Source organism: Cohnella terricola, assembly GCF_007786475.1.
GTDB classification, from domain to species: domain Bacteria; phylum Bacillota; class Bacilli; order Paenibacillales; family Paenibacillaceae; genus Cohnella; species Cohnella terricola.
Map to the genome: position 1 here is coordinate 286,782 of NZ_VNJJ01000004.1, position 13,545 is coordinate 300,326.

18 protein-coding genes and 2 tRNA genes are annotated in these 13,545 nt (G+C 52.2%); 8 read left to right on the top strand and 12 right to left on the bottom strand.

From position 1 onward, the window contains the following. Positions 1-13 precede the first annotated feature (13 nt). Positions 14-157: a hypothetical protein gene (locus FPZ45_RS25280; RefSeq protein WP_186438311.1), complete on the top strand. Its 144-nt coding sequence runs from the start codon at positions 14-16 to the stop codon at positions 155-157. 13 nt (positions 158-170) lie between these two features. Then, positions 171-449 (top strand): transposase, encoded by a 279-nt coding sequence (locus tag FPZ45_RS09255; protein ID WP_144700530.1) that lies wholly within the window; start codon positions 171-173, stop codon positions 447-449. Between the two features lie 63 nt (positions 450-512). Here FPZ45_RS09255 and FPZ45_RS09260 read toward each other — a convergent pair whose 3' ends face one another. The 3 genes from FPZ45_RS09260 to FPZ45_RS09270 form a co-directional block, all read right to left on the bottom strand. After that, positions 513-1,580 (bottom strand): FUSC family protein, encoded by a 1,068-nt coding sequence (locus FPZ45_RS09260; RefSeq protein ID WP_144700532.1) that lies wholly within the window; start codon positions 1,578-1,580, stop codon positions 513-515. Then, a complete protein-coding gene (locus tag FPZ45_RS09265; protein ID WP_144700534.1) occupies positions 1,577-2,710 on the bottom strand; it encodes a DNA alkylation repair protein in 1,134 nt (377 codons plus the stop codon). The genes FPZ45_RS09260 and FPZ45_RS09265 overlap by 4 nt, the downstream gene beginning before the upstream one ends. A 115-nt stretch (positions 2,711-2,825) precedes the next feature. Beyond that, complete coding sequence (locus tag FPZ45_RS09270) at positions 2,826-4,589, bottom strand: ATP-binding protein (protein ID WP_186438312.1); 1,764 nt, start codon at positions 4,587-4,589, stop codon at positions 2,826-2,828. A 110-nt stretch (positions 4,590-4,699) separates the two neighbouring features. On the opposite strand from FPZ45_RS09270, the gene mscL reads away from it, so the two are divergent. Continuing rightward, on the top strand, positions 4,700-5,188 hold the full coding sequence (gene mscL / locus FPZ45_RS09275) for a large conductance mechanosensitive channel protein MscL (protein WP_144700538.1): 489 nt from the start codon (positions 4,700-4,702) through the stop codon (positions 5,186-5,188). Positions 5,189-5,193: 5 nt separating this feature from the next. Beyond that, entirely contained in the window at positions 5,194-5,832 is a 639-nt protein-coding gene (locus tag FPZ45_RS09280) for an NUDIX hydrolase (protein ID WP_144700540.1), read from the top strand. Here FPZ45_RS09280 and FPZ45_RS09285 read toward each other — a convergent pair. Beyond that, on the bottom strand, positions 5,807-6,655 hold the full coding sequence (locus tag FPZ45_RS09285) for a tyrosinase family protein (RefSeq protein ID WP_144700542.1): 849 nt from the start codon (positions 6,653-6,655) through the stop codon (positions 5,807-5,809). The two genes, FPZ45_RS09280 and FPZ45_RS09285, sit on opposite strands and share 26 nt — an antisense overlap. 161 nt (positions 6,656-6,816) lie before the next feature. Between FPZ45_RS09285 and FPZ45_RS09290 the strand changes: the two genes are divergently transcribed. Then, a complete protein-coding gene (locus FPZ45_RS09290; RefSeq protein ID WP_144700544.1) occupies positions 6,817-7,356 on the top strand; it encodes a hypothetical protein in 540 nt (179 codons plus the stop codon). On the opposite strand, the gene FPZ45_RS09295 is transcribed toward FPZ45_RS09290, so the two are convergent. The 4 genes from FPZ45_RS09295 to FPZ45_RS09310 all read right to left on the bottom strand — a co-directional run bounded on the left by FPZ45_RS09295 (position 7,353) and on the right by FPZ45_RS09310 (position 9,339). Continuing rightward, entirely contained in the window at positions 7,353-8,144 is a 792-nt protein-coding gene (locus tag FPZ45_RS09295) for a glucosaminidase domain-containing protein (protein ID WP_144700546.1), read from the bottom strand. The two genes, FPZ45_RS09290 and FPZ45_RS09295, sit on opposite strands and share 4 nt — an antisense overlap. Then, positions 8,083-8,388, bottom strand: coding sequence for a hypothetical protein (locus tag FPZ45_RS09300; protein WP_144700548.1), 306 nt, complete (start codon positions 8,386-8,388; stop codon positions 8,083-8,085). Before FPZ45_RS09300 ends, FPZ45_RS09295 begins: the two co-directional genes overlap by 62 nt. A gap of 7 nt (positions 8,389-8,395) precedes the next feature. Continuing rightward, positions 8,396-8,656, bottom strand: coding sequence for a hemolysin XhlA family protein (locus FPZ45_RS09305; protein WP_144700550.1), 261 nt, complete (start codon positions 8,654-8,656; stop codon positions 8,396-8,398). 113 nt (positions 8,657-8,769) lie between these two features. Continuing rightward, positions 8,770-9,339: a sigma factor-like helix-turn-helix DNA-binding protein gene (locus FPZ45_RS09310; RefSeq protein WP_144700552.1), complete on the bottom strand. Its 570-nt coding sequence runs from the start codon at positions 9,337-9,339 to the stop codon at positions 8,770-8,772. A 259-nt stretch (positions 9,340-9,598) separates the two neighbouring features. Between FPZ45_RS09310 and FPZ45_RS09315 the strand changes: the two genes are divergently transcribed. After that, positions 9,599-9,997, top strand: a complete 399-nt coding sequence (locus tag FPZ45_RS09315) for a helix-turn-helix domain-containing protein (RefSeq protein ID WP_144700554.1) — start codon at positions 9,599-9,601, stop codon at positions 9,995-9,997. Between the two features lie 78 nt (positions 9,998-10,075). After that, complete coding sequence (locus FPZ45_RS09320; RefSeq protein WP_144700556.1) at positions 10,076-10,636, top strand: ImmA/IrrE family metallo-endopeptidase; 561 nt, start codon at positions 10,076-10,078, stop codon at positions 10,634-10,636. Between the two features lie 31 nt (positions 10,637-10,667). Here the strand turns inward: FPZ45_RS09320 and FPZ45_RS09325 are convergent, their stop codons facing one another. Both FPZ45_RS09325 and FPZ45_RS09330 read right to left on the bottom strand, forming a co-directional pair. Then, a complete protein-coding gene (locus FPZ45_RS09325) occupies positions 10,668-11,336 on the bottom strand; it encodes a DcrB-related protein (protein ID WP_144700558.1) in 669 nt (222 codons plus the stop codon). A 190-nt stretch (positions 11,337-11,526) separates the two neighbouring features. After that, positions 11,527-11,602, bottom strand: a tRNA-Thr gene (locus tag FPZ45_RS09330). A 172-nt stretch (positions 11,603-11,774) separates the two neighbouring features. Here FPZ45_RS09330 and FPZ45_RS09335 point away from each other — a divergent pair. Continuing rightward, entirely contained in the window at positions 11,775-12,071 is a 297-nt protein-coding gene (locus FPZ45_RS09335) for a hypothetical protein (RefSeq protein ID WP_144700560.1), read from the top strand. 106 nt (positions 12,072-12,177) lie between these two features. On the opposite strand, the gene FPZ45_RS09340 is transcribed toward FPZ45_RS09335, so the two are convergent. Together FPZ45_RS09340 and FPZ45_RS09345 are read right to left on the bottom strand one after the other, a co-directional pair. Beyond that, positions 12,178-12,253 (bottom strand) — tRNA-Thr (locus FPZ45_RS09340). An 88-nt stretch (positions 12,254-12,341) separates the two neighbouring features. After that, positions 12,342-13,508 (bottom strand): phosphodiester glycosidase family protein, encoded by a 1,167-nt coding sequence (locus FPZ45_RS09345; RefSeq protein ID WP_144700561.1) that lies wholly within the window; start codon positions 13,506-13,508, stop codon positions 12,342-12,344. Positions 13,509-13,545 lie beyond the last annotated feature (37 nt).

The window sequence follows — 13,545 nt, forward strand, 5'->3', positions numbered from 1 at the left end:
AGGAGGAATGGTCATGTCGGGCAAGAACCCTTCCGCCAAGCAACAGGCGGCCAGGAAAGTCCAATCGGAGGCAGACCGCTCAGGAACCGGCAAAGGGAAAGCGAGAGAACTCCAATCGGAAGCCGATCGGGCGGCCGTTCCAAAACACGGATTGTGAGGGAGTACGTCCAATGAGCGAATCGAAAAAGATGGATCCGATGTCCGGAGAAAAAGTCGAAGTCGACGGCATCTACGAGAACGAGGCAGGGCAAGAGACTGAACTAAAAAGAGGCGACCATTTCCCCTCGGATCTTATCCTCGGTAAGACGGAATGGGCGCTTACGGAGTTCAGCTTCGACAACCATCACGACGGGCGTACGGACCCGCGCCTCGTTCCCAAGGAAGATGATATCGACAAACAAGGCAAAATCGATCATCCCCGCCGCCAGATGGCCCGGGGGAAAAAATAACAAGCGAGGCTCGCTCGCGACAATAAAGCCCGACCTGGAGGTCGGGCTTTGACGTATCCGATCTTATTCCTTAAAGGGGGCTTCCTCTTTCTCTTGGGCGCCTTCCGCTTGATCTTCCCGCTGCATCCAATGATCCACTAGCTTATCCAAACGGCGGAGCCGTTCTTCGTAATTATAAACCGCTGCAGTCATGACCAGCATACGGGATCTAGCGACTTTATCCTCTTCCAACTGCTTGTCGATCATCTCCGATAGCAGCATGGACGCCTCGGGAGGCGGGGCGGCGGTGCAAACGCCAGCCTTCATTTTGCCATCCCATTTCCACATAAGCTGCTCGTGATAGCCGCATAGCACTTCGATCTCCCTATCGATCAGCCGATTCCAAGACTTAGGCGTGGAGACGGCCCAATACTGCTCTTCCACGGCTTCGATCAGCGCATACCCTCGTTCGAGCGCGGTCAGCATCTCCTTATATACGACGAGCAACCGCCCTCGCTTGAGCTTGTCATTTCTCCTCCATACCCGCTCTTCGGCGAACATTTTGTAGAAGTCCTCCAACTTGCGGATTTTCGCGCGAAGCTCTTCCTGCTCCTTCCGGTAGACGCTCTCTTTCAGTTCGTTCGAGATGACAGTCCTGAGCAGGCGGGAAAGCAGCGACTGCGCTTCTTCCACCCGTTGCATAAACCGGGTGCGATGACGCGGAGGAGCGACGATCACGTTAACGGCGAACGCGGATGCCATCCCCGTCAGAATCGCCGCCAGTCGGTCCCAAGCGACCATCCAGCCTTGACCCTGGGCCTCCATGATCACGACGACCGTGACGAGCGTCAGCGCAATCGTGTCTTCGGTTTTTAGCCGAATGCACAGCAATATTACTCCGACGCACACTAGACCGACTAGAATCGGCGTGTTCCCGATCAACGTTACGGCCGCAATAGCAATGCTCGCGCCAAGCACGTTGCTCTGCAATTGCTCGAGCACCTGCATCCAGGAGCGATAGATCGAAGGCTGAATCGTGAAGATCGCGGCGATCGCCGCGATCAGCGGAGAACCCAGACCGACGAGTTGTCCGACCCATAGCGCGATGGCGACGGCAAGTCCGGTCTTCAGCACTCGGGCTCCGATCGTCATGCTCCCGCTCCTCCTTCCGCCTTATCCTTGTCAGCCCCCGGGATCATGGCGATCAACTCGACATCGGAACTCACCATCTCCTGCCCGTTTACAACAAGAGCCATTCGATGAGTTCCCGGGTAATGCTTCCGGGTGGACAGATCCGCGAAGGAGAAGCTTCGCCCGCCTTGAACGGAGCCGTTCCCGGGGACGATTTTCTCGGTCAGCTTAAATAGCTTACGGTACATTTTCCCGGTAGAACGAGGGAATGACACGGCAAGCTCGATCCTCAGTTTCGTTTCCGCTCCTTCCGGAACCCGAAGCCCGTAACGGAATTCGACCGCTTCGCCTATCGCGATCTTCGCGGGCTCGACCGTCCATTCCGTCACTACGACGCCCGGCTGCGGAACGATTCCGAAAAGCGCCATAACCTCCGGGTCGGCAGCTTTCAGCAGACCTCTGCAGGCATGACGAATCACCCAATCGGTATCGTCTCCGATGCCTTTCCACGCCTGTGCGATCTTCAGCACCGTCTCCGGATGGTCCTTCGATATGTCGTTCAGATTGTTTGCTACGCTGCGCCTAACGTACTCGGACGAATCGGATTTCAACCGTTCCAGAATCGGCAAGACGGGAGACGGATCTCGTTTAAACGCCGGAAGCGCTATGGCCCACGGAAGGCGTGGGCGGCAGCCTTCGCTGGCCAACCTGCGGACGTGCTCGTCGGAACTTTCGCTCCATTCCAGCATCTGCGCCATCATGCGGGTTGAATTCTTGATGATGAACGGACGTACGGCAAACTCCGAACTCGACAGCTTCGTGAATTTCTCCAATGCCGCAATGGACCTTTCCCAGTACTCCAATCCGTACCTTTCGACGAAATCGGGAAAGAACAAATAAGGAAAACCCCGGCATTCGTCCGCGATCTCCTCCAGCACGTCGAGCGCGCTCGGATAATCGGCCGGAAGTGTTGCGCCCAGACTCTCGGTTATTCGGCGCATTCGCGCTTTTAATTCCAACTCTTCCCAGCCCTCGCCGAGCGTAAGACGGATGAACGCCTCCCCATCGAACGCCGCGAATGCTTGTTTGACTCTATTGGAAAATCCTCTTATAAATGGCTCGTTATACATCAACTTGAGCGGTTCCGGCATACTCTATTCCTCCTAAGCTAATCCATTATAGCACGCGGGGGCTTCCCATTCGACAGCCCCTCATCTATATACGTCGCTCAGGAGAAACTCCGGTGAGAGTCGCCATACAGGCAGGTCAACTCGACTTCTTGATCTCGGCTTCCGGATAGCGGAAGGGCAGCATGATCTCGAATAGCGTTCCTTTTCCGAGTTCGCTCTTCACGTTGATTTTCCCTTGGTGGTTATCGACGATTTTGTAGCTCACCATCAGACCGAGTCCCGTTCCTTTTTCCTTCGTCGTATAGAACGGCTGACCCATCTTGGCAAGCTGGTCTTCGTCGATGCCCGGCCCTTCGTCGCGAATGCGAACGTACACGCCATCATGCTCGCGCGACAGCTTGATTCCGATCGTTCCTCCGTCGCTCATCGCCTCGATGGCGTTTTTGATCACGTTGATAAATACTTGCTTCACTTGATTCTCGACACCGTATATCCACAGGGGATCCGTGCCGTACTCCGCTTCGATCCCGATATTGTGGAGAATCGCTTGCGTTTCCAGCAACGTTACGGTATCCCTCATCATTACCCTCAGATCATGATAAGTAAGCTCGTATACTTGCGGCTTCGATAACATCAGCAGCTCGCTGACGATATCTTCGATCCGGTCAAGCTCCGCGTTCATGATGTCGTAGTAGCTATTGTTGTTTTTTCTGCCGGAAACGATCAATTGCAGGAAACCTTTAAGCGACGTCAACGGATTGCGGATTTCATGGGCGATTCCCGCTGCAAGCTGGCCCGCTACGTATAGCTTTTCCGAGTTAATGAGCAGTTCCTCGTTTTTCTTCCGTTCCGAAATATCGCGAATGATCATCTGTATCGCCGGTTCGTTGTCAAGCGTCGTCATCGTTTCCACGATCTCGGTATGAATGACTTTTCCGTTTAACGTAAACCATTCCTGTTCGATTGGTTTGCCGCTGCCCGCGAATACCAGATTGTGCAGCCTCTCCCGAATCGCGTTATGGTCTTTGGCCGGCAGGAAAGAAAAGATCGACTTGCCGAGCAAGTCTCCCGCAGCTTGCGCTTCGAACATACGCTGACCGGCAGCGTTGACGAATCCCCAACGGTCGCCCTTTAAGATCGCGATCGTATCCAGCGAATTCTCGACCAGCAGTTTGTAGCGCTCGTCCATTTGATTCAACCGCTTGTCGATATACCAGGTCATCAGCGTAGAAACAAGGATAAGAAGCGCGCCGAAACCAAGGCTTAGGGCCAGCAGGTTAATATCCTGCGATAGCTTGTCCGATGTTACGTATATCGCGTTGGCATATTCGACTTGAACCGCTTCGTTCCCTAACAATTGCACGGCAACGACAAGAAATCCGAGACTCAAGCTGGCTAGCGCTTTCCTGAACTTGATGGAAGATTCAGACAGCATAAAAGAAAAGTGCGTTCCTACGAATAACATAAGCAAGGAAAGGGTCAGATTGACCGGTTCCACGGACAGACGCTCGATCCTCGGCCCAAAGACGTTAAAATAGTTCATGATCGCGACGCCGAACGCCAGAATAGAACTCCCGAACAGCCGTCTGTGCTTAAGAATGCCCTGAAAGGTCAACATGATAAAAGCCATCAGCGAGAAAAAGATAATAAAAAGCAAGGCAATCGGCATTGTCCAAGTGAATATAAGAGTTTCATGATCCGCGAGCAGCGCTACGAAATGCTTCGCCCACAATCCCAATCCGAAGACGAACGCTCCCCCTGCCAGCCAGAATTGGCGAAAAGTCCCATTGGATCTCTTGAGATTGCCAATAAAGTTGAACATGGTATAAGATGCGAGTATGCTAATTAACAGTGCCAGCAGCAAAAAGAATGGAGGCCATGAGGCTACGGTACCGTTCATTCGGTTATCCCTCGCAAAATACGACATGAATTTCGTTTGAAATATAGCATTCGACGAATGGCAGCAAATTCCTTTTCTGAATTAAAATCTTAAGTTGGAGGATGATTTACATGTTCAAGTCATTTATCAATGAATTCAAAGCGTTCGCCATGCGCGGCAACGTCGTGGATCTGGCGGTCGGGGTCATTATCGGGGCGGCATTCGGGAAGATCGTGACGTCTCTCGTCAACGACATCGTGATGCCTCCGATCGGGAAGCTGCTCGGGAACGTGGATTTCAAGGATTTATTTATCCCTCTTGGGTCTACAACGGCCACAACGCTGGAAGAAGCCGCTAAGGGTAAAGTACCGGTAATCGCCTACGGGCAATTCATCAACATTCTTATCGATTTCCTGCTCGTCGCCCTGTGCGTTTTCGTTCTCGTGAAGTTCATCAACAAACTTAGCCGCAAAAAAGAGCAGGAAGAGGCCGCTCCCGCTGCTCCGACCACGCGCGAGTGCCCGTACTGCTTGTCCGAAATTCCGCTGGCCGCTTCCCGCTGCTCGCACTGCACTTCGGAAGTCGTTCCAATTGGACAAGGCTCCCCGGCGAACGGTTAAGCGACATGGCTGAAATGTTCGACGTGTACGACGAAACAGGCAACCGGATCGGGATTGCGGAACGCAAAGAGGCCCATGCGAAAGGCCTGTGGCATCGTACCGTTCATTGTTGGCTCGTTCGCCGCGTGGAGTTGGAGGATGTTTCGAGCTCATCCGTATTGTTTCAAAAGCGTTCAGCGGACAAAGATACGAATCCCGGCCTCTTCGACATTACGGCCGCCGGCCATCTTCAAGCCGGCGAATCCCCGCAAGCGGTCGTTCGCGAGCTTGAGGAAGAGCTAGGGGTAAGCGTACATTTCGAGCAATTAAGCGAAATCGGGGTTTTCCGGGAAAGATTGACCGGAGAATCCGGAGGCATTTCTTATATCGACGCTGAGTTTAGTCATGTCTTCGGATTGGCCGTTTCGATGGATCCAATGGAATTCCGCCTTCAGGAGGAAGAAGTCGCCGGTTTGTACGAAGCGAATGCCGATGAACTGATCTCCCTCATGGAGGGACGTCTAGAGCGAATCTTAGCCAGAGGAGCGGAGCTTCGGAATGGCAAACTGCAGGCGTCGGAAATCGAAATCGCCCGCAGCTCCTTTGTTGCCAGGGATTACGATTATTACGTTGCTGTGTTTAAGTTTTTACGCGATCTGACATAGAGCCGGACGGGGCGCCGCAGGGTTGCAATTGAACGGATTGCCAACGGATTCGTCCATTCTTGACCTTCCCTTCCACCCAGCCTCCCTGCTGCGGCTGTTGGAACAGCACTTCGAGCTTGCCGTCGCCGTCCGCATCCCAGATGCGGAATCGGCGGCCGTCGTTCACCGCGCCAAACCCCCTGCTGTCCCCTACGGCGGTCCATTCCACCCTCGTTTCCACCTGCTTCAGCGCGGCATCCCGGATTTGACGCAATTTTCCCAGCCACCAATCCCCGAGCAGTGAGTTATATAACAAAATTTCGTCCCCTTCGCCTTCGAAAGAGCCATACCAATATCCGCCTTCCGCGCGAAAACTGCCCAAGCCTTCCCAATTTCTGTACCATCGGTCAATCATGCCATGAATGTTGTAGAAGACGGTGTCATGAGGAGCGACGTCGAAGTCGTTAATGTCCGGGTCGGAGAACGATCTGGCTGCCTCTTGATGAATGCAACCGTGAATGCTAGAAGATTCGATAAACCGTCCCAACTCATCCGCGGACGCGAACGACTCAGGCTGGAACAAAATTCGCGCTTCCGCCGCTTGATCGAAGCAGGGCGCTCTGCGGATATCCTCCGGAACGGACGCCCACGGCTCCACCAGACTCGGATCCATGCCTTTCTTGTTGTACCAAGCTAAAGCTTTCGCGATAAAGTTGCGATGAAATTGCAGAAAATCTAGTCCGTATCCGGGCATCGGGTCTTGGATGTCGACTCTGTGACGAGCATGGTGCCAGTTCTTATGCTCATCAAGCAATTTTTTTGGGAAATTCGCAATCAGCGACATAGGGACAGTTCCCCCTCTTCGTTTGCCGTTAGCGCAGTTGCCGGCAGGATGATTGCCTATAGAATATGCAAACGCCTAGAGAAGTGGAACAGATTTCCAACTTTTCGGTAAGGGGGAACGTCTATCTATTGTCATTATTTTGATTAAGGGGACTGGGTGTAATGTATAAAAGGGTTGCTACGCTTATTATTTTGATCGTTGGTATGTTCGTCTTCTTTCTCGGGGGATACGCGGGGAATGATCCGGATGCTAAAGCTGCGGCGGCGCAATCAAACGGCCATCTTGCTCCCGTCTATTCTGACAAGCCGATTGTCCTCTACTTTCTTTCCGATGAGATTTTGAAACGGCCGCGGACGAAAATTCCCAATTATCGGAACGGGGAAATTCAATTTAGGGAAGATTCCGTATTTCAGAGTTTTAACGAGGGTCATCACCCTTGGATGGCCAACGGGATCGATGTCGTAACTGCAAGCAGCGTGAACTTGACCGGCGAAAACGACCCTTTCGGCGGTGCGGATTATCTCTACCGGGGCAAAATGATCCGAACGAAATCCGGCATCGTCGTTCGACAGATTACAAACGTGAACATCGAGATGACGGTGCCGGGCATCGGAAAATATAAGTTCTATTTGGCTTCGCCCAAGGGCACTTCCGTGTTGTTTATTCGCAAAATCATGCTGTATCCGGAACTCAGGGATTAACCGGCGCTTGTTGTCTTGATCTCCACCGTGTTGCCCTCTTTGTTCCAAGACACTTTAGCCGCCGGATGGACCGCCGCGAGATCGCGGATCGACACGTACCCTTTGTCGCCAAACACTTGAGTCTGCAGCGGTTTGCCGTTCACGATCACCGTTTTATTTTCCCAGCCGATCGTAAGCTGCAGCGCCTCGCCGACGACCCTCGCCGGGACCCACGTCAGGTTGCCGATAATTCGGCCGTCCGCCAGCCGAACGCCGTTCAAATTGACGGCGATGAGGAGCGGCTTATCCGCGACCGGCGGGGCTGGATCTGGAGCTGCGGCTTGCACATCGTACTTGGTTAAACCGTAAGTCTGTATGAGCGCAATGATCTTACTTCCATATTGCGGGTCCGTCGCGTATCCGCATAGACGCAGCGCTTCGGCTTGAATGTTTGGCGTGGCCGCCGTCCTAACGCGCTCGTAGCGGGGGAGTTGGAGCAGAATATCCTGATCTTTATAAAATTCGTAGATGCTGTCGTAGGCGCGGAACAGAGCCGTTGTATCCGTTCTGACGCCGTTCTCCACCTCCCACGTTCCTTTCCGCACCCACTGTCCGCGCCAGTACGCATTCGGCTTTCCATTCCCGACCTTAATACCGCCAAGGTTGTTCCACGGATGAATGACTCCGCCGGTTTCCAAGAGGTTCTGCCCCAGTCTTACGGACGGGAACAGAGGGGAGCCCTCCTTCCTAGCCCGAATCGCCATCGGCGCCAGCGTGGCGATAAATTCCTGCCTGCCGAGTTGGGCCATTCGGATCATCCTCCCTTTTTTTCGTAAAATGATAGACACCCGATGCCGTCAGCCCGACGATAGAGATCGTCGTCAGCGTTTGTTGGATCTGGTGCGGGACAAGAACAAACACCGTCGCAATGAGCAGGCTGACGAGATGGTAGTATCGGCTCGGAACACGGAACTCCTTGGCGATACCCACATATGCGGCCACGATTGGCGCGAGCAATGCGACCTGATCGGTCATCGAAATCAGTTTGTCCATATTTTATTCATCCTCCTTTCAAATTGATCACGGTCGCAATCACGGCCGTGAGGATTGCCCCGACCAGTGTCCGCCACAGCCAGCGCTGGTTATCTGCAATCTCGTCTATGCGCAGATGTGCCGACCGAGTGGACTGCAGCGCTTCAAGCGCCGCGTCTCTCGCCGCCTCCGCCGTCTCGCGGACATCGGTCATCGCATCGATCTTCGTTTCCAACCTAACGACGCGCTCCCGAATCTCCGAGAGCACGCGCGCTTCTTCGCTGGACATGTTGCACCTCCTAAGAATTGTTTATTAAGTTTAATAAGCCATTTTGTCCAAGGCTGAGACCGTTAACAAAATTGTCCTCTCACCCCTAAGTGGCATCCGTACGACAAGCTTATTCAGCAGACGAGAATATGAACGTTGGCGATGTTGTTCTCGACTTTCCTTTGGGCACGAACCATGTAAGTGCCGACGCTCGATTTACTGATGTTCAGCATGGCGGCGATCTCGGCGTAGGAGAACAGCTCGCCGTGGGCTAGCGCATAACAATTGCGTTCCCGTTCCGTCAGTCCGCGCAAGGCGGCTTCGAGGCGAAATCGGCCGGCTTCGGTTTCTTTGCCCGTTGGCGTCGATGCCTCCTCCCAATCGGAGACCATAGGCAGCTTGCCCGGGTCGGTAGGAATCTCGCGTTGGTAACCGGCGCGCCGTTCAATGCCTCTTCGGTTGCCGGGCCTTCTTCCGGTCTCAAGCCATTCGATGATATAGGAACAGCTTGATATCATATCGATGATTAGCCTCCGATCCTTATCGAGAGCAAGAATCGCATCCATCTCCTCCAGTGTTCGAACCGGCTCCATCTTGGCGATGCGCACGGACAGCTCGTCCGCCTTGAGCAGAAGCATCCTCCTTGTTTCCAAATAACTTTCCAGAGTTGCTGGTCCAAGTTCCGTCAATCGTATCGTTTTCATAGAATCGCCCCTTTTATTTTTGCCAATTTGGCAAATCCAAAAAATAATAACGTCAGTCCTTAACGTGCCAAAAACTTATGAAACCCAACCATCTACCTTTATCTATCATCATGTTTGCCATTCTGGTAACTAAACCCAATGATATATTGCCAATTCAGTAAAGTCAACGGTTGTTTTTCCATTTTGGTAAAATTGGAGGTTTACCAATACGGAAAACATGATATACTATAGCTATCCATATTAGAGAAGGAAGATCACGATGTCTTTAGGGAATCGCCTTCGGGAGAGACGCGAGAGGTTCGGCAAAACGCAGTTGGAAGCGGCCAGAGGATTGGGCATCAGCAACGTGCAGCTCTCCAGGTACGAATCGGACGACCGTAAGCCGGACCCGGAAATGCTCGGCCGTTTCGCGGAATATTATCGAACGACGACCGACTATTTGCTTGGAAGGACGGACAACGCTTCGCCGGACATGGGCGCTCCTTCCGACAATCGGGAGTATCCGGCTTTCGAGGAATTCATTAATAACCCGGAGCATGGCGTCTTTTTCAAGGATTATTTGAACGCTCCTGAGGAACGTAAAGAGGAAATGCGGCGTTTCTGGGAATTTATCATGGAGAAGGAAAAGGGCCGCAAGCCCGGGGATAAGCAAAAATAGTTACAAGATTCGAGGCCCGTTTGGGCTTTTCTTTTCACCACGAATACGAACATATATTCTCATTTACGAGGGCAGATTATGTACAGCTATTATCGAACGACCCCGTTGGAGCAATGGATCGATCATCTATGGCTTAAGTCGGGCATTCATGCGCCGTCCCAGCTCAACGTTGAAGAAGTAGCGTCCCGGCTGGGTATATGGGTACATTTCATGCAAGAAACGAGTCGCGCGCTCGAATATATGGGCATGCGTTCCATCCTTGTCGATCAGCGGTTGGAACGCGAAGCACAATGGGAGGATTTCCTTCACGAGCTTTGCCATGTGCTTCGCCACGCAGGAAACCAGACGGTTATGCCCAAATTATTCTGTGAAGGACAAGAAGCAGAGGCAAATCGCTTCGTGCTGTATGCCTCGATGCCGTTCTACATGCTGCGCCATCTTAAGCTGCCGGAGAGAATTGACGAAGCCTCTGAAGTTATTTCCTTTCAGTTCGGCGTGACGTTCGAGCTCGCCCGCAAACGGCTCGAGCAGATCCAGCGAAGAACTTTAGCCGCGATATTGTGGGAGGAGGCCTTGAAGCAAGAAGCGCTCAATGAGTCGCGGCCCATCGATGCCAAGGCAAAAAACGCGGCCCGATGAGGGCCGCGCTGCGATACCTATTGATGAAAGACTAGTTAAAGGTCCAAGAATCGATAATTTCGGAAGCTTGGTCAAGATATTTATCGAAGCTTGCAGGCTCGGCCGTATACGTAATGACAATTGCTTTCCCATCCATAATCGTATAAGCCTGCTGCCATTTAAGAGTACTCTCGCCTTGTTTTCCGGTATAAACGATATTATATGCCGGCGTTCCGTCTTCCAGCGCTCCTGTTTCTTCGCCTTCCACTTTGAAGTCGGCAAGAACGACTCCCAGTTGTTGCTTGTTCAATTCCACATACTGTTCCAGCGTTACTTCTTGGCCACCCAAATCTTGAATGACAAAGTTTACATTCTCTTGAAACATATCGCTATCGTTTTCGCGAGGCGACAGGAAAACCGCAATTACTCCAGGAATATTTTCTTGTACCGTCCAATCCTCTGGATACGCGATCGTGCTTCCGAACGTCTTATCTTCGTAAAGCTTGAATCCTGCCGGAACTTCGGATCCCGCAGACTTCGATTCTTTCGGAGATTCGGACGGAGATGCGGAAGGTGTTTCCGAAGCCGAGGCTGAAGGCGTAACCGAAGGAGACGCACTATTTTTATCTTCTTTGGAATTTCCACCACACGCGCTTAGTGCCATAGCCAGCAAGCCTAGCGCAATCGACATTTTCAACATTTTTTTCGATGATTTCTTCATCTTTCTCCCCCTATGTAGCGCTTTTGTATTTGTCATCCATTTATGCGCGCCTTCGACAACAATACAATATTTCCCTATTGGCGTAAAGGAATTTGTCGAATTTTAGGTAAAATTTATATTTAAGTTCCTATGGATAACAACAAAAAATCCCCTTCGGCTGCTCTCCGAAAGGGATTGTATGCTCAAAAAATGGTGCCGACTAGAGGACTTGAACCCCCAACCTACTGATTACAAGTCAGTTGCTCTACCAATTGAGCTAAGTCGGCATGTTTTATGGCTCACAAGATATGATTATACCAACGTTCGACACGAATTGCAACCCTAAAATAAGGATTTTTGCCTCCGACAATCACTCAACGCCAACCCTTCGCGTAATTTCCATTTATCGTCTTTTGCTGCGTGATACTGTAAACTATTAATTAAGGATGGTGTTACGCTATGGAGAAAATCATGAAGGTGCTCGGCGGGTTCGTACTCGTCGTTTGCTTCTTCGTCGGAATTACGCAATTGTTTGTCGTCGACGATTACAGGTGGCTCGTCGCTATCCGTTGGTGGCTTAGCGGAATCATTACGGGAGCGGTGCTTTATTCCCTTGGAGAAATCCTAGAGTATCTTGCGGATATATCATACCGGGTGCGCGAGTTGGAGCACATGGCGACCAAAGACAAAGCCCCTGCTCCCAAGCTAGGCAATTCCAAAGCAGACCTGAACAAGTTAAAGGACTTTAAAGTGTAACAAGCGGATTGCGGATCCGAATCTATAATCCGGCAATAATAAATCGTTACAAGCAAAAGGCGCGACTCCGATGTCACGGAAGTCGCGCCGTTGAATGTGTGGTTAATGGTGCTGATGAAGGGATTCGAACCCCCGACCTACGCATTACGAATGCGTTGCTCTACCAGCTGAGCTACATCAGCAAACACCTTATTATATTATCCGTTTCAGTGCGGGAAGTCAAGCCTTTTTTCGCTCAAATCCGTACCTGATCTTCCCGCTTTATAAGACTTACCATTTGCCCGCATCGATCTCGGATGGTTTCATGCCTTCCCAGATATTCGGTATGTCCACGGAGTCGGGATCTTCGAAAACGAGGAAAGCGGTAGGCAAATACCGTTCGCCGGATGAAGCAGATGGTTTGTTGACGATTTCGCCGTTCTCGTCAACGAGCACCGTAGATGAGCCTCCGTCCAGATTGGCCGCGATGACGGCGCCGTGCTCCAACAATATTTCCTGCGCGTCGTACAAGGTTGCGCCGATGCTGTATCCCGGCTGACGGCCGTCAATGAGCAGGAACATTATTGCCCCGTCCTCCCGTTGCGCCATGACGGAACGCGGAGCGACGCCCCAGCCCTGCGAACGGTTCGGGATCAGTCCCTTGCCGTTGACGATAATTCGCGGCGAGAAGCTGACCGCTTCGGAGATGCCGAGCTCCATCAGTTCCTTAACCGAGTATTTGCCGGCCAGCATCTTTCCATTCTTGTCTATGCCAACGATCTGCACGCTGTTCTTGTTCCCCAACCCGTCATAGTAGATTTTCCCGCCGCTGATCACGATTCCGATCGGCTTAAAGCCGTTTCCTTTCCAATTCGGATCGGCAAACCCGCCGGCGTTCACCCCTGCGATCGCGCCGGTTCGCTTTACCATGCTGGTTACTCTTTCCCCGCGCCCTTTCTTATTGGGAACGACGAGCCGAATTTTCTTCGGATCGCGAACGGTCAACAGAAAGCCGTGAAAGCCTTCTCCGTCCACTTCCTCGATGGAGGTCAGTTTCTCTTGCCCTTCGTCTCCCGTATCGCCCTCGCCATTCGCGGGAATCGTATGCGTGTCCCGTTCCTCGCCCATATCTTCGAACTGTTTAACATACTGGGCGACGCGCTCCCGCAAAGCCTTCTCCCCGATAACGTATTTCGCCCATTCGCGGTGCTGAGTCGTGATCAGCGAATCCGCGAGCATGTAGCGATAGACTTTACCCGATGGAGTCAGGTAAAACCAGCCCGCGAACACCGTGACGAATGCAAAACCGGTCACGAACAAGATTTTAAATAACTGCCATAAGAAAGACCGGTTTCGCCGTGCCGGCTTCTTCTTAGTTCTCCGCGGCGTTGCCGTGGTGGATTTTATACCCGCTGTAGCTGACGCCGCTTTGGTCGTTCTGGGTGGTAAAGATGGCATGGCGTCCACTCCTCTTCTTTAAAATTTCAGTACCTCC